At 36.8% G+C, this 25,433-nt stretch carries 26 protein-coding genes and 1 tRNA gene; 11 read left to right on the plus strand and 16 right to left on the minus strand.

The annotated features are described in order from the left end of the window. Nucleotides 1-4 precede the first annotated feature (4 nt). From Q763_RS13615 to Q763_RS13625, 3 genes are all read right to left on the minus strand, one after another. The gene (locus Q763_RS13615) at nucleotides 5-865 is read right to left on the minus strand and encodes a TraB/GumN family protein (protein ID WP_035135260.1); all 861 of its coding nucleotides are present in this window, start codon (nucleotides 863-865) and stop codon (nucleotides 5-7) included. A 22-nt stretch (nucleotides 866-887) separates the two neighbouring features. Next, a complete protein-coding gene (locus Q763_RS13620; RefSeq protein ID WP_035135261.1) occupies nucleotides 888-1,100 on the minus strand; it encodes a hypothetical protein in 213 nt (70 codons plus the stop codon). A 95-nt stretch (nucleotides 1,101-1,195) separates the two neighbouring features. Continuing rightward, nucleotides 1,196-1,912: a YoaK family protein gene (locus Q763_RS13625; protein ID WP_035135262.1), complete on the minus strand. Its 717-nt coding sequence runs from the start codon at nucleotides 1,910-1,912 to the stop codon at nucleotides 1,196-1,198. A 165-nt stretch (nucleotides 1,913-2,077) separates the two neighbouring features. Between Q763_RS13625 and Q763_RS13630 the strand changes: the two genes are divergently transcribed. Beyond that, nucleotides 2,078-2,602: a hypothetical protein gene (locus tag Q763_RS13630; RefSeq protein ID WP_035135263.1), complete on the plus strand. Its 525-nt coding sequence runs from the start codon at nucleotides 2,078-2,080 to the stop codon at nucleotides 2,600-2,602. Nucleotide 2,603: 1 nt separating this feature from the next. After that, the gene (locus Q763_RS13635; RefSeq protein WP_035135264.1) at nucleotides 2,604-3,323 is read left to right on the plus strand and encodes an XAC2610-related protein; all 720 of its coding nucleotides are present in this window, start codon (nucleotides 2,604-2,606) and stop codon (nucleotides 3,321-3,323) included. A 215-nt stretch (nucleotides 3,324-3,538) separates the two neighbouring features. On the opposite strand, the gene Q763_RS17555 is transcribed toward Q763_RS13635, so the two are convergent. The 6 genes from Q763_RS17555 to Q763_RS13670 form a co-directional block, all read right to left on the minus strand. Continuing rightward, nucleotides 3,539-5,551 (minus strand): pectate lyase family protein, encoded by a 2,013-nt coding sequence (locus Q763_RS17555; protein ID WP_052123446.1) that lies wholly within the window; start codon nucleotides 5,549-5,551, stop codon nucleotides 3,539-3,541. Nucleotides 5,552-5,554: 3 nt separating this feature from the next. Further along, complete coding sequence (locus Q763_RS13645) at nucleotides 5,555-6,046, minus strand: T9SS type A sorting domain-containing protein (RefSeq protein ID WP_035135265.1); 492 nt, start codon at nucleotides 6,044-6,046, stop codon at nucleotides 5,555-5,557. A gap of 892 nt (nucleotides 6,047-6,938) precedes the next feature. Further along, nucleotides 6,939-7,026, minus strand: a tRNA-Ser gene (locus Q763_RS13655). Nucleotides 7,027-7,073: 47 nt separating this feature from the next. Next, nucleotides 7,074-8,105 carry an asparaginase gene (locus Q763_RS13660; protein WP_035135267.1) on the minus strand — a complete coding sequence of 344 codons (1,032 nt, stop codon included), beginning with the start codon at nucleotides 8,103-8,105 and terminating at the stop codon, nucleotides 7,074-7,076. Next, a complete protein-coding gene (locus tag Q763_RS13665) occupies nucleotides 8,095-9,231 on the minus strand; it encodes a 1-acyl-sn-glycerol-3-phosphate acyltransferase (RefSeq protein ID WP_035135268.1) in 1,137 nt (378 codons plus the stop codon). The genes Q763_RS13660 and Q763_RS13665 overlap by 11 nt, the downstream gene beginning before the upstream one ends. Nucleotides 9,232-9,299: 68 nt before the next feature. Next, the gene (locus Q763_RS13670; protein WP_035135269.1) at nucleotides 9,300-10,067 is read right to left on the minus strand and encodes a TatD family hydrolase; all 768 of its coding nucleotides are present in this window, start codon (nucleotides 10,065-10,067) and stop codon (nucleotides 9,300-9,302) included. Between the two features lie 96 nt (nucleotides 10,068-10,163). Here Q763_RS13670 and Q763_RS13675 point away from each other — a divergent pair, with 96 nt between their 5' ends. From Q763_RS13675 to Q763_RS13685, 3 genes are all read left to right on the plus strand, one after another. Beyond that, nucleotides 10,164-10,601 carry a retropepsin-like aspartic protease gene (locus tag Q763_RS13675; RefSeq protein WP_035135271.1) on the plus strand — a complete coding sequence of 146 codons (438 nt, stop codon included), beginning with the start codon at nucleotides 10,164-10,166 and terminating at the stop codon, nucleotides 10,599-10,601. 66 nt (nucleotides 10,602-10,667) lie between these two features. Then, nucleotides 10,668-11,750 carry a T9SS type A sorting domain-containing protein gene (locus tag Q763_RS13680; RefSeq protein ID WP_035135273.1) on the plus strand — a complete coding sequence of 361 codons (1,083 nt, stop codon included), beginning with the start codon at nucleotides 10,668-10,670 and terminating at the stop codon, nucleotides 11,748-11,750. Between the two features lie 109 nt (nucleotides 11,751-11,859). After that, nucleotides 11,860-12,309 (plus strand): hypothetical protein, encoded by a 450-nt coding sequence (locus Q763_RS13685; protein ID WP_035135275.1) that lies wholly within the window; start codon nucleotides 11,860-11,862, stop codon nucleotides 12,307-12,309. Between the two features lie 69 nt (nucleotides 12,310-12,378). Here the strand turns inward: Q763_RS13685 and odhB are convergent, their stop codons facing one another. Beyond that, complete coding sequence (odhB, locus tag Q763_RS13690) at nucleotides 12,379-13,605, minus strand: 2-oxoglutarate dehydrogenase complex dihydrolipoyllysine-residue succinyltransferase (RefSeq protein WP_035135277.1); 1,227 nt, start codon at nucleotides 13,603-13,605, stop codon at nucleotides 12,379-12,381. Nucleotides 13,606-13,661: 56 nt separating this feature from the next. Beyond that, on the minus strand, nucleotides 13,662-16,439 hold the full coding sequence (locus Q763_RS13695) for a 2-oxoglutarate dehydrogenase E1 component (RefSeq protein WP_035135279.1): 2,778 nt from the start codon (nucleotides 16,437-16,439) through the stop codon (nucleotides 13,662-13,664). A 114-nt stretch (nucleotides 16,440-16,553) separates the two neighbouring features. Between Q763_RS13695 and Q763_RS13700 the strand changes: the two genes are divergently transcribed. Together Q763_RS13700 and Q763_RS13705 are read left to right on the plus strand one after the other, a co-directional pair. Then, the gene (locus Q763_RS13700; protein WP_035135282.1) at nucleotides 16,554-17,093 is read left to right on the plus strand and encodes a hypothetical protein; all 540 of its coding nucleotides are present in this window, start codon (nucleotides 16,554-16,556) and stop codon (nucleotides 17,091-17,093) included. A 175-nt stretch (nucleotides 17,094-17,268) separates the two neighbouring features. Next, nucleotides 17,269-17,664: a hypothetical protein gene (locus Q763_RS13705; protein WP_035135284.1), complete on the plus strand. Its 396-nt coding sequence runs from the start codon at nucleotides 17,269-17,271 to the stop codon at nucleotides 17,662-17,664. A gap of 32 nt (nucleotides 17,665-17,696) precedes the next feature. Here the strand turns inward: Q763_RS13705 and Q763_RS13710 are convergent, their stop codons facing one another. The 5 genes from Q763_RS13710 to Q763_RS13730 all read right to left on the minus strand — a co-directional run bounded on the left by Q763_RS13710 (nucleotide 17,697) and on the right by Q763_RS13730 (nucleotide 21,435). Next, nucleotides 17,697-18,095, minus strand: a complete 399-nt coding sequence (locus tag Q763_RS13710) for a CDI toxin immunity protein (protein WP_035135285.1) — start codon at nucleotides 18,093-18,095, stop codon at nucleotides 17,697-17,699. 16 nt (nucleotides 18,096-18,111) lie between these two features. Further along, nucleotides 18,112-19,077, minus strand: a complete 966-nt coding sequence (locus tag Q763_RS13715) for a hypothetical protein (protein ID WP_035135286.1) — start codon at nucleotides 19,075-19,077, stop codon at nucleotides 18,112-18,114. A 122-nt stretch (nucleotides 19,078-19,199) separates the two neighbouring features. Then, the gene (locus Q763_RS13720; RefSeq protein WP_157499444.1) at nucleotides 19,200-19,703 is read right to left on the minus strand and encodes a hypothetical protein; all 504 of its coding nucleotides are present in this window, start codon (nucleotides 19,701-19,703) and stop codon (nucleotides 19,200-19,202) included. Between the two features lie 407 nt (nucleotides 19,704-20,110). After that, nucleotides 20,111-20,461: a hypothetical protein gene (locus tag Q763_RS13725; protein WP_035135288.1), complete on the minus strand. Its 351-nt coding sequence runs from the start codon at nucleotides 20,459-20,461 to the stop codon at nucleotides 20,111-20,113. Beyond that, nucleotides 20,461-21,435 carry a polyprenyl synthetase family protein gene (locus Q763_RS13730; RefSeq protein WP_035135289.1) on the minus strand — a complete coding sequence of 325 codons (975 nt, stop codon included), beginning with the start codon at nucleotides 21,433-21,435 and terminating at the stop codon, nucleotides 20,461-20,463. The genes Q763_RS13725 and Q763_RS13730 overlap by 1 nt, the downstream gene beginning before the upstream one ends. 141 nt (nucleotides 21,436-21,576) lie before the next feature. Here Q763_RS13730 and Q763_RS13735 point away from each other — a divergent pair, with 141 nt between their 5' ends. From Q763_RS13735 to Q763_RS13750, 4 genes are all read left to right on the plus strand, one after another. Continuing rightward, nucleotides 21,577-22,176: a TetR/AcrR family transcriptional regulator gene (locus Q763_RS13735; RefSeq protein WP_035135292.1), complete on the plus strand. Its 600-nt coding sequence runs from the start codon at nucleotides 21,577-21,579 to the stop codon at nucleotides 22,174-22,176. Between the two features lie 80 nt (nucleotides 22,177-22,256). Continuing rightward, nucleotides 22,257-22,850 (plus strand): TetR/AcrR family transcriptional regulator, encoded by a 594-nt coding sequence (locus Q763_RS13740; protein WP_035135294.1) that lies wholly within the window; start codon nucleotides 22,257-22,259, stop codon nucleotides 22,848-22,850. 29 nt (nucleotides 22,851-22,879) lie between these two features. Further along, a complete protein-coding gene (locus tag Q763_RS13745) occupies nucleotides 22,880-24,253 on the plus strand; it encodes a TolC family protein (RefSeq protein WP_052123447.1) in 1,374 nt (457 codons plus the stop codon). 19 nt (nucleotides 24,254-24,272) lie between these two features. Beyond that, on the plus strand, nucleotides 24,273-25,430 hold the full coding sequence (locus Q763_RS13750; RefSeq protein WP_035135296.1) for an efflux RND transporter periplasmic adaptor subunit: 1,158 nt from the start codon (nucleotides 24,273-24,275) through the stop codon (nucleotides 25,428-25,430). Nucleotides 25,431-25,433: the final 3 nt, after the last annotated feature.

Genomic DNA, 25,433 nt, shown 5'->3' on the forward strand with positions numbered 1-25,433 from the left:
ACTATTATTTCAACACAGGCTTTACACTGTATCCGGCATTTCTTAATAAGTTAATAACTCCGTTCTCGCCCGGTAAATGACCCGCTCCTACCGCAAAAAACACCGGTTGTACTTTCATAAGTTCAGGCATTATTGCAACCCAGTTTTTATTACGGTTATCCAGCATTATGGTTTTTGCATCGGCATCCATAAACTTTTCGTCTATAACCATTTCATAAAGACCGTTAAGATTTTCCTCTTTGTATACTGCAACCATCTCATCAAAGTAAGAAGTATCATAATATTTTAACTGATCAATAAACTCCTCATCAGTATATGATTCACTGAACCCTGTAACCTGAGCCTCCACTTTTTCCAGTCCCAGTATCTCCCTTTTGTTAGCCATTGCCTGCTGCATAAACTCTACCTCATACATTTTTGGCGGACAGTTTAAACTTTTAAACATTACTACACTCATAATACCTATTAGCGTATAATTCTCAAACTGACTCGCTTTTACACCAAGTTTGGTTTGTAAAAAATTGTCCAGTGTTGCATAATCCTCTTTACTTAATCTTTCACTAAGAGGTATGGTTGAAGTAGTCATGCTTTGCATAGCCATAAGTTCGGAAGGATCGTCAAAGTCGAGTTCCAATGCCAGCTTATCGGTATTTTCAAAAGCTTTTTCTACCTTTTCCTTAATAAGGAAATCGTCTTCACACATCATGTGCATGGTTCCGTACAGATAAGATGGTTCGGTTAACCCGTTACCCGATATTTCCCATAAAAGTGAATTCTCTAATTTTACTTTTTTCTCCTGAGCGTGCAAATTGCCCGATAATACTACTGCTGCAAAAACTACGGCTAATTTGATTACTTTTTTCATAATTGATTGTTTTGACTGATGATTAAACTTTCTTATTGTTTTTAAAATACTGTGTAACTGTAGGTGTAAGCCCCTTCATTAAAAAGATTAAAGAAAAAAGGAATGGGAGGGACTGAAAATGTCCTTTAAATACAAAATGACTTACTAAAGTATAACTTAGGCCTGCTGCTCCAAAAAATATAAGTAATAGGCCAGCAATACTTTTTTGCTGTGCTAATTGTGATTGATTTTTCATAATTGTTTTGATTGATGTTATATGGAGTAAGTAACAACAAAAAGCAAACGTTACAGAAAAAATGAATTATTTTTAAAAGTAGATTATGGTATATGTCAATGTCTTTGTAAAACCTTCCTTTTAATGACATAGAATTTAAGTAGTATGTAGTCGTATACTAAGGCTAATATGAGTGCTGAGCTTGCTATAAAAAGCACTTTCAGCTTTAAGTAGTAGTATGCAAATCCACCTGCTATACCTCCTGTAAAAAAGCATACAATAATAGCCAGTTTTAAATAGATACTTCTTTTAAGGGTGAAATTCTCATTGGCTGTTTTGTAAAACAAAAGCTGAGACAGTTCAATACCTAGATCTGTAAATATTCCTGTTAAGTGTGTTGTCCTTACAACCGACTGCGATACCCTGGTTACCAAAGCATTTTGCAAACCCATTGCAAACAATAGAATACAGGCTAATACATCAGGCTGATTAAAGTGTAAAGTGGCTGCTGTAATTAAAAGAATAATTTCAAGCAGGATGGGAACAACATAAGAAAGATTTTCCCTTTTACGTACGATAGTCTCACTTATAAGATTGGAACAGAAAGCACCGGCAAGAAAACTTACCAAAAACAACAGGTAAATAGCAGCGCTGGAGAACTCTTCGCTTACAAAAGTCCGTGAAAAGAAAGCAAAATGCCCCGTTACATTTGTTGTAAGTACATTTACAGATAATAGCCCTACAATGTTTACAATCCCAGCCACAAAAGATAAAAGGGATGCCAACCTGAGGTTATGCCCATACGATCTTCTTTTGCCTTTATGACGAAACATTTACTGTAATTTTTGTAACATAAAGATACTCTTTTTCTGAGCAATATTTAGTCGATACTTGAGGGTTTAAAACAGTATGTAGAAAGGTTTTTTAGACAATAAATTTTCTCCTTATCTTGTTATATATTTATTTGCTGGTAAACCTGTTACCAAAAAACCGATACTATGAAAAGATTCGCTCTAATTTTCCTTTTTACATTTTTACTCTCTCCAAAAAGTTATTCTCAGGTATGCGGCGGAGGTATCCTTACTTTCAACATTTATACTTTGAATGGAGAAGACGTAAAAGAATTTGATTACGAAATATTTCCTGTTTCCAGAGAACTTCTTCAAAAAAACTACTATGATAAGCTAACAATAAAAAAATATAAAGATTGTCCGGAATATTCCCTTTTTAAAGATGTTCAGAAAAGCGGCAGCATAATTGGCAAAGTATTCGTAGACCAAATTATTGACAATAATGACCCTAAACTCAATGCTAAGTTACAAGAGTTATTAGATACATCTGCAATCGCACAGAAAGGGACTATTACATCTACCTTGTTTTTTAGCACAAGGGAAAACCAAAGCTTCCCTATTGTATTAAAAATATCAAATGGTGACAGGGAGGTTTATATACTCGGAAATTATTTTGGGAATTGTGATCGTGAGGCTTCATTACTATGGGGTAAAGGCTATAAAATTAAATAGCATGAAAACTATAATCCTTTTAATTTTTGTATGCTTTATTCTCATAAGCTGTAATAACAAAACACCTAACAACATCCTAATGAATGAAATCACTACTAACCCTGTGACTAAACCGCCAGTCCTAGAAGTCATACCTGATACATTGGTAAAAGTCAGCAAGCCTTTTATGTTAAATGGAAATGAATGTTATTGGGAACATAAACTCATAAATGGTGAAGAAATCATTATAAAACTCTTCGATTATAAGACTCACACATTACTTTTAAAGCACCACGATGTTTACCCTCCGCCAAACTACAACAAAAACAATTACCTTGACGAGATAAATAAGGAGAGCTTAGAAGATGTGAGTTTTGACGGCTATACCGACATCCTATTAAAAAGTTATTCCGGGAACATGGCTATGAATGACAGAGTGTATGTTTATCTATTTGATCATAAGGAAGAAAAATACATTTCAGCAGATGACTTAGAAGCCAATCGTATAGAACGTATTGACAAGAAGAACAGAAAGCTTATTAGCAGCAATGAATATCGCTACGGAACAGACAGTATTATTCACCACTTTGATAAAGCCGGAAAAATTAAATTCACAGATGAATTTTCACATTATCGCATTTTAGAAGATACTACGTGGATAGACTACAAAACTTACAGGAAAATTGTAAACGGCGAGACCGTTAATGAAAGAACTCAAAGTGATACTATAAGATGGAAATAAGTCTCTAAGATTACTAGCCTGAAAGCTGTTATGCCGTAGTCTTTTGTTGTAACAATAATCCTCATCGACAATCACGTAACTGGATTTTTTTGATTTTTATTTGAAAAATAGTAGTATATATTAAAAGATTAAATAAAAAGTGAGGTATGACCCCTCTTTTTATTTAATCTTTTAATATACATGTTCCCATAATATATCAATTATTTCAAACCATATTAAGGCGAAGAACTTTTTACCAATGAAGTTAACTGATATATACCTCCAGAAAGTCCCGTATCTATTTTTGTAAATCCTGCAATTTCACCATTTGTCAATGTAAGAGTTGACCTATTTGTAAGGAAAATATTGTTCGTATTATTAAACGTTATACTGTTACCATTAGCCCGTATAAAAACAGTTTCCCCTGCTGACAGAGAAGAATTAATGGTTTTAATTACTGTTGATGTAGGTGAAACAAATATTATTTTATTATGCTTAATATTTAAAATTCCTCCTGACTGAACAGATAGCACTTGCATAATCCCACTGGTTTTTGACAATTCAGGATTAGAAAAACTATTCCCATAAGCTTCTATCCCTTCATTAGTACTATCACCAAGTATGAATAAATCGTTTGTACTTTCGGAAGTTATTGCACTAACTGTAACAAAGTTATTAGCAACCGTTGCTTGTGAATTTATAGATTGAATAATTATACCATTACTTATATTTGAGGAACTTGCTCCCAAACTCCCGTAACCGGCAGCATTAGCAAATCGACTGTTTAAAACATTAATACTTTTACATGGTTGAACTTTTCCGTCCAGTACAACTGCAACACCCAAATTTTCAAACCAACAATTATCTAAAGTGACATTTTCAACGTGATTCAAATAAACACCATAATCACCCTCCTGAATCGTAGCATTTATAAATGATATAACTGCTGGAGAACAACTCCCCAAGTACGATATATCAACTACATGCCCAGTATGATATCTATTACCATTTGTATATCCGTTAAAACCACAATTCAGAAAAGTCATCTGTCCATGCTGACCTATCATTTTTAAAGCACAACTTGCGCTTGATGCCTGATTACTCATTCTAACATGTACATTCTGAAATATACATAATTGATTAGGACCTGTGAAATCTCCTAAAGCCTCAGAAAAAATACCATGTCCTTTAAACCCATCAATCTCAATATTTTTAAATATGGAATTCCATAAACCACAACTTGGCCATGAAGTTCCTGTTCTGTCTGCTTTAAAATGAAAGCATCCTTTATCCAAGTTATTCCCTCTAATTTTAAAATTTGATACTGATGTTTTAACAGGACCTTTTTCCATTTCAAACAAATAAGGTTCTGACCCAATAGCACTTAAGATAGTCGCATCAAATGAGTCCCCTACAATATCAACACCCAATTTTAAAGTGATTTTGTTAACTTTCCATACCCCAGATGGCACAAAAACAGTTCTCCCTTTTGTTGGATGTGTAGTACTTGTTGTACTATCGTTAGCATTTTGTTCTGCAAAATCAATAGCTCTCTGAAAAGCACTTGTAATGTCTGTGTTATTAATTATCCCAAAAAAAGCCACACTAATAGCCCCTTCATATTCTCTAACCCATCTTCCAGATGTGCTACTAGTCGATTTAATGAGTGTACCGTTATTATCTTGACCAAAATAACCTGAGCCTAACAATGGACTTTCATTTCTCCATCTGAAAACACCTCCCCCACCATCATTCACTGATGTATGATATTTAACATAAATAATATCTCCCACACTCATTCCTGTAATACTTCTTAATTCCTGAATGGTTTTTACAACCATAATTGCATTGTCAGTATTTTCTGAATACAAAGCATAAGGAACACTCATCAATTGATTAGCTCCTACTAAACTATAGTTTGTCCCTCCCGCTATATCAATCTCAACCTTTAAAAATTTATTATTTACGCCCCACTTTATACTGCTAAAGTTACCTGTTATTGGAGTCCCTTGACCAATGTTTAAGCTAAAAACTCCTTGATCGTTAGTCATTGTGGATGTTGTTTCTGCATAAACAACTGTACCCGTACCTGAATTGTCTAAAATACTCAATTTAACACCTATGTTTTGATTTATAACAGGGTTTCCTGAAGTATCAAAGGCAACTGCCTGATAACTTATTCCTTGAGGTACCTGTGCAAAAAGAGTAAATCCAGATAATAGGATAATCAAAATAATAATTTTATTCATAATTTAATTTTTTAATATTGGATATCGCTCAGTTGTATTCAAATCAGTCATTATTGTATATCCTCCTTTAGGAAGAAAATTTAAGTCTACACAGTTATCTGCTACACTCCCTGCATAAATCATTCTTCCTTCTGTATTAAAGATTTTTATTTTTTTCACAGGGGAGTCAGACTGAAAATAAAGTTGACTATCAACTGGATTAGGGTATATCACAAAATTTCCTGATATTCCTTTAGATTCATCTTTATTTTGAGCATCTATATAAGACTCTACAATAATTTCTTCAAAAACATGAGTCAATTCTTTTTCTTCCTCTGTTTTTTCATCAGATTGAGGAAGCACATAAATCTTACCTACCACATAAGAAATTTGGTTATTTGAGAAAGTTCCTGTATGGGCCACAGGTGGAACTTTATTTTCTGCATTGTCTTTATCTTGGGCAAAAAGACCTGTAAAACAATTAAAAATAAGAATCAAATATTTTTTTTTTATCATATAAAATAATTTAAAGTGACAAAATAACAACATTAGGTTAAAAAGAGATTTTAAAAATTTATAAATCGATTAATTACATATCTTACAGGTTAAAAATTCTCACCCTACTTTAAGTAATTAAATAAACAATATCAGTGAAGTTTTATTTTTTATAATATTTTCTATTTTTATTATCTTAATTTTTTGCCTGAGTCCCATAATCTTCCATTACGTCCTTTACAATCAACTTATCCTACTTATTATAATTTACCAACTCTGAAAATAGGGAAGGGTTGGTTTTTATTCCCTGCCAAATCTCCGAAAGACTCCTCTTCTTTAAATATGGTTGGTGCACATAATGAATAAAATTGTACCTAAAGTAAAAAATAATGCAGCAAAGTAAAACAAACTTCAATTGAATTGCAATTGTAAATCAATGATTAAAATATAATCATTTTTCAAACTAGCTTCAAATGGAGTTTTCAATTTATTTAGCATACATACCAAAATCGGAATAACAATGAGGCAAATGTATGACTTAACAAATATCTTATTATTGCTGAGTATAGCTATATTCAACCATTTTATAAATTCCAAAACAATATTTTTAAAGATTAGCTTATTATTAATTTCGCACAATATTATTTTAACTAACCTAGTTATTACTTCGCAAAAAATAGCTAAAGCAAATTAGCTTAAATTAATAGCTAACATAATGCTTTATGTAATAAGAATTCTTAAGTTATCGATTGTAAATTACGTCTTTTATTAATACCCAAAGGCACAATTCAAGTAGCATGTATTAATACAAATAGCCTAAACATAGAAATATGAAATTAATATCATTCCTAACCTCTCCAAAAACAAAAAATCCTTACAAAACTGAATACCAGCTTTATAAGGATTTTATCAGCAGAGAGGAAGGGATTCGAACCCTCGATGCCCTTTTGGAGCATACACACTTTCCAGGCGTGCGCCTTCGACCACTCGGCCACCTCTCTAAATTATTGCGGCTGCAAAAATAGTATTAAATAGTTTATATCAAAAATTATTGTGACAATTCTCCGCAAACAGGAGCTTCGAAAATTGTTTTAAAGTCGGCTACAGGTGTACCTTTACCTAACATGTACATCAGTTTGGTTATGGCAGCTTCGGTAGTAATGTCAGCCCCCGAGATAACCCCTATTTCCTTTAGCTTGGTACTGGTTTCATAATGCCCCATGTTAACACTACCTCCAGAGCATTGCGTTACATTTACAATGTACAGTCCGCGGTTAATAGCATCCTGCAATATGTTTATAAACCAGTCTTCAGTAGGTGCGTTGCCCGAACCATAGGTTTCCAGCACTACCCCTTTAAGCTCCGGAGTGTTTAAAATGGAAGTAAGTACCTTTTCGTTAATACCCGGGAATATTTTTATGATAACCACATTATCATCCAGCTTATAATGCACGTTAAGGTCTCTGTTTCCGTCGGCTTTAAGCAGTAATTCCTTATTGATTTTTAAATGCACACCCGATTCTGCCAGTGGCGGATAGTTAGGCGATGTAAAGGCGTTAAAATGCTCGGCACTAATCTTGGTGGTACGATTACCCCTGTACAGTTTGTATTCAAAATACAGTGACACTTCCCTAACCCCGGGGTGGTTGTTATGCCTTAACGAAGCGATTTGTATAGCCGTGATAAGGTTTTCCTTAGCGTCGGTACGCAGATCACCAATAGGAAGCTGAGAGCCCGTAAACACCACAGGCTTGTTAAGCCCTTCCAGCATAAAGCTTAATGCAGAAGCCGAATATGACATGGTATCTGACCCGTGCAGGATAACAAATCCGTCAAAGTCATCATAATGTTCTTCTATCATTTTGGCCATTTGAGCCCATTGGGCAGTGTCCATGTTAGAAGAATCTATAGGAGTTTCAAAAGACACCGTTTCAATGTTACAGTCCAGCTGCTTTAGTTCGGGTATCCTTTGTAATAGTTTTTTAAAGTTGAACGCTTTTAATACACCGGTTTCAAAATCCTTAACCATACCAATGGTACCTCCGGTGTAAATAAGTAATATAGTAGGTTTAGATTGCATTTTGATATTTCATTTTATTAGCCACCGGATTGGCATACATAGCCAGGAAACCTTCTCTTAAAACCTTATTATCGTTATCAATACGCATTTCAAGGCGTCGTTCAAACAACTGTTTTTCCTTATCGGTATAATACTTTGAAAAACGGGTAGTATCGTTCAGTAAATCGTAAGCAATATAATTGGTAGGCCAAAGCTTATAGGTAGTAAGTATCGACTCATCTATTACCTGAGCCAGTGCCTGTATTTGCTTATTTTGGTTATCAAACTCATCGGCTATCTTATCCAAATCATCCGTAAGCATATCACCCACGTGGATATGGATTCTCTTCTTTTGCCCCATGATTCCGCTTAACAGCGTAATGAAATCTTCATTCTTTTCCTTAATGTAAATCTCATCTTTGGCTTTTGCCAAAAGCTGTGGCATTTTCAGCATATCGGTAGGATCATACTCATACGATATGGAAACCGGAACAATTTTAAGCTTTTTAAAATAATGCATGAGGTTCTTCTCGTCAGATCCCATTGCAAGCATTTTAAGTACACCCTGCTGGGTAGCATCGTCACCATCTTTAGTCCTACCCTCGCGCTGTGCTATCCAAACCGAACGGTTTTCACGGTTAAGCAACTGGCAAATGTATTCAGACATCAGTTTAGAGCTTTGCAGCAATTCCCTTGGCGGAAGATTACGCTGTACCAAAAAGTTTCGGTTAAGTCGTGACAGCACATGTAAAAATGTTTTCTGCACCAGGTTATCACCAATGGCAGAAGCCGTCATTACAAGTCCGTGATCGTATAATGAAACATTAAGCAGTGAGGTATCCAGTATTATATCCCTGTGATTTGAAATAAACAGGTATGGAGTATGCGGTTCCAGTTTTTCAAACCCCGAAGTGGTAAGGCCTTCTGAGCTTTTTTCCAACACCTTTTGTACGGCGTGGTAAATAAAGTTAATCTGAAAATCCCTTTTAGAATGCGTCTTTCTCAGTTGCTGTACCCACACTGCCTCATCGACATCGGGGAAAGCAAAACTCATAAGCGCTTTCATCATAGGGTGGTCTACAACGCTACAAATAGCTTCATTCACCTCGGTATCATAAAAGGGCCTGATATGGTCAAATTTCGACATGTACTTCTTTAGGGTTAAAACAGTTTACAAAAAAACAAAAAAAATATCAATTTTACAGGAATTCTGCGTTAAATCCCGAAAATATCTAAAGCATTCTTCGTTGTTATTTCGGCTATTTCAGTCAGGTTTTTATTATAAATAAGCGCCAGTTTTTCGGCTACCAGTTTGGTATAACTACTCTCGTTTCGCTTACCTCTGTGAGGCACAGGCGAAAGATAAGGCGAATCGGTCTCCAACACTATATTGCTGATTGGTATATCATTAAGAAACTGATCTATCTTACCGTTCTTAAAAGTTACCACTCCGCCAATACCTAATTTCATGTTATAGGATATAGCCTGCTGTGCCTGCTCAAAATTCCCGGTAAAACAGTGGAAGATTCCAAACAGATCGTCCCCTTTTTCCGACTCCAGTACTTCAAAAACCTCATCAAAGGCATCCCTGCAGTGAATGTTTATTGGCAATTTGTATTTTTTAGCCAGCTGTATTTGGTGCTTAAAGGCATATTGCTGCTGCTTTAATGTCGACTCATCCCAATACAAATCAATACCTATTTCGCCAACGGCGGCAAACTTACGGCTGGCAAGCTCGCGTTCCACATGAGCCAGTTCTTCCTCATAATTGTCTTTTACATAGGTAGGATGCAATCCCATCATTAAAAACACATTTTCAGGATATTTGGCCTCAAGCTCATACATGGGTTGGGTATAAGACGAATCTATAGACGGTACGAACAAACGGGTAACTCCGGCATCAAAGGCACGTTGTATCATTTGGTCGCGGTCTTCGCTAAACTCTTCACTGTATAAATGGGTATGTGTATCTGTCAAAATCATTATAAAAGCTTTTGGGCTGCAAAATTACAAAGCCTTATGGTTTTTTGCCTTAATAATATCATATTTTAAAGTATTTTTGGAATGCAATAAAAAACTATGGAAAACTTACACCTCACACTTAAAGAAAAAGGCTACAAACGCATAAAATTTAAAATATCAAAAACACAACACCTTTTAATAAAAGGAAAAATAAACGGCATTGAAGGAACTTTTATACTGGATACGGGAGCTTCAAACAGTTGTGTAGATTTTGAAGGCATTGAACGTTTTGAACTTAGCGCAGATGATTCTGACACCAAAGCTGCCGGAGCCGGAGGTATAGGCATGACCACACAAACATCTGTCAAAAATACTCTGCGACTGGGACACTGGAAAGACAAAAGTTTTGGTTTGGTGATTTTTGACATGTCTCACGTTAATGAAGCTCTTAGGCAATATAAAGCCAAACCGGTACACGGTATTTTAGGCGCCGATATTTTAATGAAAGGCAAAGCAATTATTGACTACTACAATCACTGCGTTTATCTAAAATAAACAAAGACAATATTTTATCATGTAGTTTTTTTCCTATATTAGCACTCTAACAAAAAACCACGCTATATGAAAAAACTACTACTATTACTTTTAGGAGGTATTGCCTATGCCCAACCCAACATGGGCAACCCAAACGATTTATCGGCTTGTGATACTAATTCAGACGGGTATACTGTATTTGACCTTACACTAAATGACGTTACAATCCTTAACGGATTAAACAGTAACGATTATACCGTTAGTTACCATCAAACCAGTACAGATGCGGACAATGGACTAAATGCCATACCTGGCCCTGCAAACTACACTAATAATGTAGCTTTATTACAAACTATTTATGCAAGGCTAACCGAAAACGGAGATTCTTCTAACTATGCCGTAGCTTATTTTACAATTAATGCAGCACTACCACCCGTTATTAACACTCCTGAAGATTTAATAGCTTACAGTAACACTGTAGACCTTACAGCAAACAATGCACAAATTTTAGATGACCTTAACAGCCAGGAGTATAGTGTTACTTTTCATACTACAGAAACCAGTGCATACGTAGCTACGCCACAAATATCAACTCCCGAAACATATAACGCTCTAAATGGAGAAACCGTATGGGTAAGGGTTGAGAACATCGAAACAGGATGCTTTTCTGTTGCTTCAATGGTTATCTACATAACTTCGCATGCTCCTACAGGAGTAAACGAGCAGTATTTTAACGAAGGGGAAACTATTAGCGTTTTAGAAGCTGAAGGTGAGAACATACAATGGTATGAAAGTACCGAAAGTGACACACCACTACCTTTAACAACTTCGCTTGTTGACAATACAACTTATTATGCTACTCAAACGGTAGACGGAATGGAAAGCATGGAAAGGTTTGCTGTAACTGCACTTATGACATTAGGACTGGAAGAGCAATTATTCCAATCACTAAGCTATTACCCTAACCCGGTAAGCAACATACTTACACTAAGTAATGCCAATACTATTAGCAATGTAGAAGTATACAATTTACTTGGTCAAAAAGTAGTTGCTAACAATTTTAGCAATACCGAAATACAAATAGACCTCTCTAACCTTGAAACCGGAATATACATGGTTAAGGTAAGCTCTCAGGAAACACAAAAAACAATAAGGATACAAAAACAGTAATTGTTATCTATTCATTAATAAAAAAGCCTTTGTGTTTACAAAGGCTTTTTTATTTTATGATTCGTAGCTTTTTTCTGTATATTGCGCAACCAACCAAACAACTCAAATTATGAAAAAAGCACTTTCGCTGATACTTTTCAGCTTTATGGCCGTTGCATTAACCTCATGCACCGGAGAAGACGACACCCCATCACAGGGAGGGTCGGTTAAGTTTAAACTAGACGGAACACAAAAGGAACACGTTATTTGTATTGTACTTGAAACAGAAGTACAGCCAAATGAATACATGCTTACACTTACTTCATCTAACACCGAAGAGACAGGAGTATTTCGTTATGAAATAGCACCGGGTGTTACAGGAAATGTAACTCCTGACTTTATTGCCTACCAGCTTTCAAACAAAATGATGGTGGCTAATGAGGGAGAATACCAAACCAACGTATCTGTTAACAGCGACGGGCACCTTAAAGGAACTTTCTCGGGCACCTTTAGAAGCAACCTTGCCAATGATGATGAATTTATCACCATTACCGATGGTACTTTTGATGTACACTACTAATTTTTGATAAAGCAACAAAAAAGCCCCTGCATTACTGCAGGGGCTTTTTTGTTGTATACTGACTTGTTATTATAGTTCTAACGCTTTTCTTGCATTACCATCCATAAGCAGTTCTACCGGATTTTCTAATCCTTCTTTAACTGCTACAAGGAAACCTACCGACTCACGACCGTCAATAATTCTGTGGTCATAAGACAGTGCCACATACATCATTGGATGAATCTCAACTTTACCATCTACAGCAATAGGACGCTCAATAATGTTGTGCATACCAAGGATACCTGATTGTGGAGGGTTAATAATTGGAGTAGATAACATACTACCAAACACACCACCGTTAGTAATAGTGAATGTACCACCTGTCATATCGTCTACAGTGATTTGTCCGTCACGTGCACGAAGCGCAAGACGCTTAATCTCTGCCTCAATACCACGGAAAGTTAATGCCTCAGCATTTCTTACCACCGGTACCATAAGACCTTTAGGACCTGATACTGCAATAGAAACGTCTACAAAATCATAAGACACTTTGTAATCGCCATCCATCATAGAGTTTACATCAGGATATAACTGTAATGCTCTAACAACCGCTTTAGTAAAGAATGACATAAAGCCAAGGCTTACACCACCGTGTTTCGCTTTAAACTCATCTTTAAACTCAGCACGTACTTTGTTTATAGGCGTCATGTTAACCTCGTTGAACGTAGTAAGCATAGCTGTTTCGTTTTTAGCCGAAACCAAACGCTCTGCCACTTTTCTTCTAAGCATAGAAAGCTTAGTACGCTCACTGGCACGGTTACCACCTGTAGGAGTACCCATAGAAGCTTTTGCATTTACAGCATCATCTTTAGTTACTCTACCGCCTTTACCTGTACCTGTTACAGTAGCAGGATCAATGTTTTTCTCGTCTAATATTTTTCTTGCCGCCGGAGAAGGTGTTCCTGTAGCATATGTTTTCTCTGCAGGAGCTTCTTTCTTAGGCTCTTCTTTTTTCTCTTCGGCCTTTGGAGCCTCTTCTTTTTTCTCCTCTTTAGCAGGAGCAGATCCTTCCGGTTTTGCCGCACCAGTATCTATAAGGCAAACAACCTGGCCTACAGCTACTGCATCTCCTTCTTCAGCTTTTAGGGTAATGATACCGCTAGCCTCAGCAGGAAGTTCTAGTGTTGCTTTATCTGAATCAACTTCGGCAATTGCCTGGTCTTTTTCTACATAATCCCCGTCACTTACCAGCCATGTTGCAATCTCAACTTCTGTTATTGATTCCCCCGGCGAAGGAACTTTCATTTCTAAAATCATGTCAGTATAATTTTATTTGCGTTGTTGTTAATCTATTGAAAATCAAAAATACGATATTAATTAAATAAATCTTTATCAAAAACCATTGCTATAGCAGCAGCATGACGTTTTTTAGCACGTGTATAACTACCTGCTGCAGGAGCACTGTAGGCTTTTAATGATGCCACCCTGAACTTAACCTCAGTAAAGTTCATTAACATGTAGCTGTAAGCACCCATGTTTCTTGGCTCTTCCTGCGCCCACACATAATCGTCGGCGTTAGAATATTTGGCAATCACCTCTTTTAACTGCTCTACCGGTAACGGGAACAGTTGCTCCAGCCTTACAAAAGCCACATCGTCACGACCCAGATTTTCTCTTTCGGCTACAAGATCGTAGTAGAACTTACCGGTACAGAATACCAGTGTTTTTACTTTTTTAGGATCTGCTGCCGGATCATCAAGTACCTCGTGGAATGTCCCTTCTGCAAGTTCCTCTACTGTAGAAACCGCTGCAGGGTGACGTAGTAAGCTCTTAGGTGTAAACACAATAAGTGGCTTTCTGAACGTGGTTTTCATCTGTCTTCTTAATAAGTGGAAGAAGTTAGCAGGTGTAGTACAGTCGGCTATATACATATTGTGATTAGCACAAAGCTGCAGGTAACGCTCCATACGTGCAGAAGAGTGTTCTGCACCCTGACCTTCATAACCGTGTGGCAGTAACATTACAAGACCGTTTTGGTTATTCCATTTATCTTCGGCAGCCGAGATGTACTGGTCAATCATAATTTGGGCACCGTTTGAGAAATCACCAAACTGTGCTTCCCAAATAGTAAGTGTTCTTGGACTTGCCAGCGCATAACCATAATCAAAACCTACAACACCATACTCTGAAAGTAGTGAGTTGTAAACCTGGAAATTACCGTTTTGCTCTTTAAGCCTGTTAAGTAGTACTACCTCTTCTTCAGAGTCTTCTACCTTAACGACAGCATGACGGTGAGAGAATGTACCCCTCTCCACATCCTGACCGGATAAACGAACGTTGTACCCTTCTGTAAGAAGTGATCCGTAAGCTAAAAGCTCACCCATTGCCCAGTCCAGCTTATCGTTCTCAAAGTACATTGCCTTACGGTCGTTGATAAGCTTTTGTATCTTATTAATGAATTTTTTGTCTGTAGGAAGTTGCGTGATAACCTCAGCAATTTCGTCCAACATCTCTTTAGAGAATGCCGTATTGACTTTTTGAAGCATTTGCTCTTCTGAAGCCTGGGAGAATCCTTCCCACTCGTTTTGCATAAACGGAGTGATAATGGTAAGGTCTTTTTTCCTTGAAGCTTCAAGGTTTTCTTCAAGCACAGCTTTGTACTGCTGCTCCAGCTCTTTCACAAAACCTTCCTGAATTACACCACTGCTTAAAAGCTCGGCAGCATAAATTTCTCTTGGGTTTTTGTGCTTAGCGATTATTTTATAAAGTTTTGGCTGCGTGAAACGAGGCTCATCACCTTCGTTGTGACCGTATTTTCTGTAACCTAAAAGGTCAATAAATACGTCTCCGCCAAATTTCATTCTGTAGTCAAGCGCAAACAACATAGCGTGTACCACTGCCTCTACATCATCGGCATTTACGTGAAGTACCGGAGAAAGGGTAACCTTAGCAATATCTGTACAGTAAGTAGATGTACGTGCATCAAGGTAGTTAGTGGTAAAACCAACCTGATTGTTTACAACAAGGTGAATAGTACCTCCGGTTTTGTAACCGTCAAGACCAGCCATTTGCACAATCTCATACACTATACCCTGACCTGCAACCGCAGCATCACCGTGTAGCGCAATAGGAAGTACTTTAGAATTGTCTTCAGGGAAATACTTATCCTGTTTTGCTCTTGCAATACCTTCAATCACCGCACCTACAGTTTCAAGGTGCGATGGGTTTGGTGCAAGGTTAATGTTTATGTTTTTACCTGTTCTTGTTTTCTTGTCGGCAGTAAGACCCAGGTGGTATTTTACGTCACCGTCAAACAGTGCATCATCATCATAATCCTTTCCGTCAAACTCACTGAAGATATCTGAAGTCGACTTACCAAAAATATTAGCAAGCACATTTAGACGTCCCCTGTGTGCCATACCCATTACAAACTGCTCTACACCTTTTTCGGCAGCAGCCTCAACAAGGGCATCAAGTGCCGGGATAAGAGCCTCTGCACCTTCAAGCGAGAAACGTTTTTGACCCACATACTTAGTATGAAGGAAGTTCTCGAAAGCAACAGCTTCGTTAAGTTTTAAAAGGATGTGTTTTTTAGCCTCATCAGAGAAAGCCGGTAAATTTTCATTTACACCAAGCCTGTCCTGTATCCACTTTCTAACCTCAGGGTTACGAATGTACATATACTCAACACCAATGTGCTGGCAATATACTTTTGTTAAGTGATCGATGATTTGCCTAAGTGTAGACGGCTGTAAATTGATTTCTTTTGCTGCATCAAAAACAGTGTCTAAATCGGCGTTGGAAAGTCCGAAGTTCTCAAGCTCTAAGGTTGGAGAGTACGTCCTTCTGTCCCTAACCGGATTGGTTTTGGTAAAAAGGTGTCCTCTTGTCCTGTAGCCTTCAATAAGGTTAAGCACCTTGAACTCTTTCTGTATCTTTTCAGGAACACCTGAAAAGTCTGGCGCTGCTACACCGTTTTGCTGTGGAACGGCTTCAAATAAGCCCGACCCGTAATCCGAAGCTGCAAAGTCAAATCCCTGGAAAAAACTTCTCCAGCTAGGCTCTACACTGTCAGGATTTTCTATATATTGTTCATATAAATCTGCAAAAAAAGCAGTATGTGCTGCGTTTAAAAAGGAAAACCTGTCCATACTAATGTCTTTATGACCTTTGTTTAAAAAAATTTATGCAAAAGTACAATATTTGTAATAATCTTTCAGTGTTTTTTATATATTTATATTCATAAACCTACAACCTTTACCAACATGAAATCAGGCTTTTTGAGTTTTTTAACAAAAACGGGCATTGCATTAGCTTTTTGCCTTAGTTGCATAAGTACCAAAGCCCAAAATAATAGTGATTTTTGGAGCAGGGTGCGTTTTGGCGGTGCCATAGGTGCTTCCTTCGGAAATAACTATACCGATGTTACTCTTGCACCGGGTGCATTATATGAAGTTAACCAATATTATGGCGTTGGTTTATCCCTGCAGGGAACCTATGTACAACAAAAAGATTTTTATGAATCGTGGATGTATGGAGGATCAATAATAAACGTTTTTAACCCTATACCGCAAATACAAATTTCTGCCGAACTGGAACAACTAAGGGTAAACCTTGATTTTGATGAGAGATACACCGATTTTTACGGCAATCAGGACAGGGATTTTTGGAATACCGCACTGTTTTTAGGAGCAGGTTACCGTACTCAAAATGTAACATTTGGTATTCGCTACAATGTATTGTATAACGACAACGACTATGTTTACAGCGAAGCATGGATGCCTTTTATAAGGGTTTATTTTTAACTATCCCTTACACGAGCATGATTTGCAAATACAATTTAAATAGTTTTATTTGCACCCGAAAATAAATAAACCACACCATGATAATATTCGGGTCTGTCAGCAAGGAAATTGGACGCGGCAAAATAAGAACAACCTGCATTAACTGCCAGGAGCCAAATACAATTAACGTTACAAAATGAAGAAATACTTAATTCTTACTATAATAGGAACAGGCATATTTCTAATTGGCTGCGACAACAGCAAAGAGCCTCTTAAAACATTAAGACCAAGCACTCAAAAACTAATCAATCCAGGTGAATGGATTAGTGAAACCGACTCTATGGCAGGTATTAGCATTAGAGAAAACAGAATAGCTTTTTTTAAGGATATGAAGTTTACGACAGACAAAGTTTACGAGTACGAACTTATCGATTCCATATACATATACCCTGAAGCAGAAAACAAAGTTGGAGAATACGTAATAATTAAAAAACCGAAAGACACGCTTCGTTATCAGATTATAACTAAATCTGAAAATATTCTGATTTTAAAAACCGACAACAAAGAGGAAAAATTTACTATTAAAAACTAGGCCCAAACACATTAGCCTTTCAATTAAAAAAACTAACCCAATAGCCCATAATTGGTTTTTACCAATTTTATTAGCCTGTCGTGAAAGAACTCAATTATTACGTTTTTTGAATTTACAACCAACCATGTATCAAAACTAACCTCTAAAACATCGTCAATATTTTCCAGAAAAGAAGCAACAGTAGTTTCAATAACCGGCAATGACATGTCGTTCCACAACACGAGGCACTTATCCTCTGCTCTAATATGATTTAGTATTTCTTTTGAGTTTTGTATTTCCTCAAAATCGTTTAAATTCTCCCAATCAATCCTACCATACCAGGTAATAGGTACACTATTTTCAAACTTTTTAAATACTATATCTGTTTCAGTTTTATCTAACACCCTGGCAGACTCCCCAAGAACTTCAATACACTCTTCAAATAAATTCATAATCACATTACGGCACTTAGTTTAATTTAAACGTTATACTTGCTGATTTCTGCCCTTTAAATGAAATAGCTAACAATCCATTTTCCTCAACAACGGTTGCCTTCTGTAAAGTAGCCTCCCCATTATTATCAATAAAACAGGAAGCTATTTGCTTACCCCCTAACAAAACCATATTCTCATCAAAAAGCAGGTATCCTACCTGCTTAACCGAATTATAGGTACTTAAATAAAAAACTATTGTCCATTTATCTGCCAGCACTTTTGAATCAATAAAACAACCATTTAATAATCTTACCTCATCCATACCGGGCAACTCTGCTAAGGCAGCCTGAGGAGAACAAAATTTTAACGGTATAAGATTTAGGTTCTGTTCAAAAAAGGTCTTTCCAAAAGAAAGTGTTTTCATTTCTCTTTGAGGTATTACATCTGTCTTCATGTTAAAATCCATACACTCCAACTCGTCACAATCTAACCTATAAAAAGGGAAGAATCCATCCATCTGTTTATAAACCATATATTCAATAGTATTCTCAGGGCTTAATTTACCCACAATCCTGTTAGGATATACCACCGCAGACTTAGACTCTAATTCCGCCCTCCAGGCAATACAGCCAAAACTAACGAGGTTTTGATTCTTATCATACAAATTCAGAAAACACGTTGGTGTGTTTGTTTCCTCGTTTTTAAAAAATAAAATCACTGCCAGACAATCATGATAATTAAACTTACCATACACATGAATAATACTTTCATCATTGGGTAGTATGAGTGAAAAAGAATTGTCTTCATTTTTTAAAAGCCCCGAAACATCTCCATACCTCACGGGAGTATAGTTATCAATTTCGCTAAAGTTAAAATCATCAACTACAACCGGAAGATTAAGGTATTTTACATCATCAAAAAAATATTTCTTTCCCTCCTGACAAAACCCGAGAGAAGATAAAAAGACACTAACTATTAAAAAGCAATATAGTTTTTTCATTGACTAAGTATTTCTATTATCGAAAGCAATTATTCTTCATTAGCTTTCACAAGCCGTTAAATTAAACAACAGGCATCTTTATTTCTTTAAAAGCGGCTTAGAATCATACTTTACAATCAGGATTATTTATCATAATTATCTACAGGACCCCAATCGTCAAAATCAAAATCCCTCCAAATTTCGGTATCGTAAATCATTGAAAGATTATTAACCACTTCTTTTGTCTGTCCGTTCATATAAAAATAACACTTAACCCCTTCATGTTCCAGAGGATTTTGCGGGTCTAAAGTCCTGTAAAAATATGCTTTGTCCCGGCTTATATTGATTACTGTATAATACAACGATTTACCGGGATCACTTACACTAACAGGTCCTTCTATTTCCTCTACCGGGACACTAAAACCAAAATACATAGCCTGTACCCATACTTCAACCTCTCCATATTTATTTTTGGAAAAAACAGATTCAAACAAATACTCCTTAGGGCGTATATCCTTATAAACCTTTAGAAACAAATCCATAACAGATTCAAAACACACCCTTTCTTCATCTGTAGGAGTATAGGCTGTATTAGTAGGGTAGCGATATTTTGACAAGTTGGTCTTATCAAAGTCGTACTCTTTCATAATCCTTTTTGAAGAGCATGACACCAACAGAAAAAGCATAACAATACTAATAACTCTCATAATTCCACCTGCACTTAAAGGTTAACAAAACAGAGTATTCTAAACTGATTTATAAATATATAAATCTCTTTTTGTATTAATTGATGAGAGGAGTATTTTTAAAGAATTTACCTGCAAAAATATCGCTTACCCAAAAAAAAGAGCAGAGAAACAAAAGAAATTAGCGCTGAAAGTAAAAAGGCATATACCATTAAATATACCATCCACAAAAGGAAGTTACTATAACAGTCAACATAATGCAGTAACGAAGAAAAAAGCCAGGTAAAAATGACTCCGCTAATACTTACTATAAAAACCTTCGTTAAAAATGATATTTTTTTCTGCATTGTTAAGGTGTGTTATTATAATTAAAACCTGTTTCTAAACCATACCTTTTGCCATTCCCTTTTAAGTATTAAAAAAGCTACCTGTTCGGCCAGTTCGCTAAGATCACCCCCATTAAGGCTTTTTATTTCTTTTTCAGGAACATCTATTATATACAACAGGTTAAGGTATTCACCAAATTTATACTGAATAAGCTTATACACCTTTTCATGCAACTCCATTTTAATGTTTATAGGAGTAATGGCAACATCAAAATCTACCGGTTCGTTTGCCAGCGCAAAGTCCTTATTCACCTGCTCAACCAGTTTAACATAAAGTGATTCTTTCTGCGCTTCAGAAAGTAGTAAATCAGTATTGGCAGGAGCTATGTACATTATACCTTACGTTGCATTAAGTTTTCACCAAAAGCCCTAAGCATGGCTTTTTTACTATTATCAATATCCAGTTTTTCCAGCATATCAAATGCTTTAAGCGTATACTCTTCTATAGCTTTTTTGGTTTTGACATCAGCTCCACTTGTGGTAAAAATATTCTTTACCACCTCTACCTTTTCATCACTGTTTTCCGGCTGCAGGCAAAACAACTCTTTAAGCTGCTCTTTACTAACGTCGTCACCGTGGTGCAGCGCCATTAAATAAAGGTACGTTTTTTTGTTTTCAATAATATCACCACCTACCTGCTTGCCAAAAGTTTCGGGGTCACCAAAAGCATCCAGGTAATCATCCTGTAACTGGAAGGCAATACCCAGGTTTCGGCCAAAGTCATAAATCAAATCGGCATTCTCCTGAGAGGTTTTTGCTACTATAGCCCCCATTTTCATGGCAGCTCCTACTAAAACAGCCGTTTTGTATTCAATCATTTTAAGATATTCGGGAACGGTTACATCATTCCTTTCCTCAAAATCAACATCCCACTGCTGCCCTTCACACACCTCAAGTGCCGTTTTACTGAATAGCTTTGCCAAATCACTAAATGTCTCCGGCTCATAAGCTTCAAAATAACGGTAAGCCATTATAAGCATAGCATCGCCCGAAAGGATAGCGGTGTTGGTATTCCATTTTTCATGCACGGTTTCCTTACCTCTTCTCAATGGAGCATCGTCCATAATATCGTCATGCACGAGTGAGAAATTATGAAAAATCTCAACTGCTACTGCTGCCGGCAGGGCTTCTTTGCAGTCGGCATTAAAAATTTCGGCAGCCATTAAAGTGAGCACCGGGCGCATTCTTTTACCTCCTAAAGATAAAATGTAGGCTACGGGCTCATATAGGTTAACCGGGTCTTTTACTACTGAAAGCGCATTAAAATAATCTGAAATTACCTGCTGATAGTGCGATATAGCTTGCATGAAATATTTTTTTGCTAAAGTAAACCCTTTCAGTTTTTTAACCAAGCATTATTTTTTTGAGAAAATTTTACAAAAAAACTATGGAAACTTTTTTGGTTTTAAAAGTTTCCTTTATACATTTGCCTCATCTTAATGCATTGAATGAGAGACACTATATTAAAAAAAGCAAACGAAATGTTTCTTGCCTATGGCTTTAAAAGCGTTACCATGGACGACATTGCGACTGAGCTGGGTATATCTAAAAAAACAATATACCAGCACTTTGCAAACAAAAACGACCTGGTAGAAGCCTGCACACTTGAGCTGTTTGAAAACATATCATGTGGCATAGATAACATTAGGGAGCAGGGAAAAAACTCTATTGAGGAAATTTTCATTATACGTGATTTTATGATGCAGCAGCTTAGAAACGAAGATGCCTCACCATTTTATCAGTTACAAAAATTTTTCCCTAAAATATTTTCCTGCCTGCATAAAAAGCAGTTTGATAAAATGAATGGGTGTATGATGGATAACCTGAAAAAAGGCATGGAACACGGGCTTTACAGAGATGAACTGGACATAGACTTTATATCCAGGTTATACTTTACCGGATTAACCGGGGTAAAGAATAACGATGTTTTCCCTACAGACCAATATAGCATACCCGATACCACAAAAAAATTTCTTGAATATCATTTAAGAGCTATAGTCACACCAAAAGGACTAAACATACTGGAAGGTTTGATAAAAACCGATTAAATAAAATTTAACATGAAAGTTTGTTACAAACAGCCTACTTTTGCGTTAACAAAAATGTCAAACATTAAAGTTAAACAAATATGTCAATACAGGAATTAGACATAGACACCGAAGAGTTGATTAAAGAAACCGCTAAAAAAATATTTTTTGGCGAGGGTCGTTTCAAGGCCACAACACAGGAGATTGCCGATGCAGCAGGTGTAAACAGAACATTAATAAACTACTATTTCAGATCCAGAAATAATCTCTTTGAAATTGTTTTTGAAGATGCCCAAACCAAAGAGAACACCATAGCAGAACAGATTATTTTTTCTGACCTGCCTTTCCACCAAAAAATAGAGAAATACCTTGACCTGTTTTTTGAGCAGGCCAAAAAGTATCCCTATCTGGAAATATACATGGTTACACAAATGAACCAGGGAAGTTGTTTTAAAGACCCTGACACCATGAACAGAATGCTGGACAAGTTTTACCTTGAAATAGCTTTAGAGATGGAAAAAGGTAATATAGCCAAAATGAGGCCGGAGCAGTTTATGCTAAACCTTATATCGCTTACCTCTTTCCCTGTTTCCATGCGGCCACTGTTACAGGAAAGCATGGGCATGAGTAACGAAGCTTACGACGTACTTATAGACGAGCGTAAGAAAATAGTAATGGATACCCTATTTAAATAATAATCATCAAATCAATTAACACAGTTAGTATGGAGAAAATCATCAATTCTTTAAACGGTAAAGCCCTAAAGCGTTTTGCTGCTGCATTGATTCTCTTGTCTGTACTCCCTTCACAGGCACAGGAAGAGCCCCAAAGCTATTCCTTTAGCCTTAACGAGGCAATACAGCATGCCATGGAATATAACTACAAGGTTATAAACTCAGGCAGGGATATAGAAGCTGCAAACAAGAAAAAATGGGAAACCATTGCAACGGGTTTACCACAAATTAGCGCCAGCGGTAATTACCAGTACAATTTCGAGCTGCAAAAGTCGGTTGTACCTGCCGAATTCTTCGGTGGTAACCCGGGCGAATTTGTAGAAGTAGCCTTTGGTACAAAGCATTCGGTAGATGCTAAGGCTACACTTAATCAGCTGATTTTTGACGGAACATACATAGTAGGCCTTAAAGCGGCAAGGGTATATCTGGACTACTATAAAAGCTCCAAGCAAAAAACAGACATCGACGTAAAAGAACAGGTTATTAATGCTTACGGCAATGTATTGCTGCTGGAAGAAAGTGTTCGCATCCTTGAAAAAAACAAGGAAACGCTGGAAAAAAACTACCATGAAACCAACGAGAGCTTTAAAAACGGGCTATCGGAAGAGGAAGACGTGGAGCAAATTTCCATTACACTTGCTACCATTAACAGTTCTCTTAAAAACTCAATAAGGGTAAGGGAAATCTCTCTGAATATGCTTAAAATAATATTAGGTATTGAATTGGAAGATCAGCTTGCACTTACCGATAATCTGGAAGACCTGACCACCGACAACCTTGATATTACCGTTGCGGCAGAAGGCTTTAATGTAGAACAGAATATTGACTACAGGCTGGGACAGATAAACACTATCCAGAAAGAGCTTTTAATGAAGCAGGAAATGAGCAAAGCATTACCTACGCTTTCTACAAACCTTGCTTTTGGTTACAACGGGTTTAACAACAACTTCGATTTCTTCCAGAGAAACCAGCAGTGGTTAAACTATTCGTATTTAGGATTAAGCCTTAATGTACCTATTTTCAGTAGTCTTGGTCGTAGCGCAAGGACGCAGCAGGCAAGAATCGCTTTAGAGCAGGCAAAAACACAACAGGAAGAACTGGAGCAAAACCTTAAACTGGAATACCAGCGCGCCAAAAGTGAGTATGAGTACAGTATTGAAGAATACTTTACCTCAAAAAACAACCTGAAGCTTGCAGAACGTATTGAGAACAAACAACAAATAAAATTTAAAGAAGGTTTATCCAGCAGTTTTGAGTTTACCGAAGCACAACGCCAGTTGTATTCGGCACAGCAAAGCTTTCTGGAGTCGATGACCGAAGTGATAAACAAAAGGGCAGCCCTTGAAAAACTAACCGCACAATAAAACACCTAAAATTTAAGAGATGAAAAAATTAGCATATATCACTACACTATCCCTTATGATGTTTTCATGCGGGGAAAAGAAGTTAAACATAGATGAGGTCGTTGAGACCAATGATATAAAAAAGATAAGGGAGGCCCGCGAACAGCTGCAAACCGAATATGATAAACTGACTGCCGATCTTGCTAAAATAGATACGGCTATCGATTCGCTTGATCCTAACAGAAGCCGTGTACTGGTTAGAACGATAACCGTTAAGGATACATCGTTTGTACACTATATAGAGATACAGGGTAATGTAGATACCAAACAAAACATCCTTATCTACCCTGAAATATCAGGTATACTGCAACAGCTTAATGTAAAAGCCGGACAAAAAGTTACCAAAGGACAGGTACTGGCAAGAATAGACGATGGTGGTATTAGCGCACAGCTAGCTCAGGCACAGGCTCAGTTAAACCTGTCGCAAACTACTTTTGACAGACAGAAAAGACTATGGGACCAAAAAATAGGTAGTGAAATACAATACCTACAGGCCAAAACCTCACTGGAAAGTCAGCAAAAAGTGGTAGACCAACTTCAGTCACAATTAAACAAATCGGTAGTAAAAGCTCCGTTTACAGGAACTATAGACGAGGTAATGACCGAAAGAGGTAAAGTTGTAGCTCCGGGTCAGGAACTATTCAGAATAGTAAACCTTGGCGATATGTATGTTTCAGCTACCGTGCCGGAAACCTATTTAAGTCAGTTAAAACTTGGTGCACCTGTAGAGGTACATCTTAACGCTATAGGTAAAACCTATAAAGGTAAAGTACGTCAGGTAGGTAACTACATCAACCCTAATAACAGAACTTTTGGTATTGAGGTAGCACTTCCAAACCCGGATAACTTATTACGTCCTAACCAGGTAGCCGTACTTAAAATTGAAGATTACAAAACCGATACTGCCCTATTGCTTCCTGAAACAATCATTCAGCAAAAAGCAGGCGGAAGACTTGTGGTATACAGCTTAGACAAATCGAACAAAGAAGAAATCAAGGCTGTTGAAAAAACCATTGAAACCGGCTATACTTCAAAAGGTTATGTTGAGATCAAATCGGGTATCAAAAAAGGAGACGAGATTGTTACCGATGGTGCTAAGAGTATTAAGGAAGGCTCAACTGTAGAAATCATTAAATAAAAC

It is taken from the genome of Flavobacterium beibuense F44-8, assembly GCF_000769915.1.
Taxonomy (GTDB): domain Bacteria; phylum Bacteroidota; class Bacteroidia; order Flavobacteriales; family Flavobacteriaceae; genus Flavobacterium; species Flavobacterium beibuense.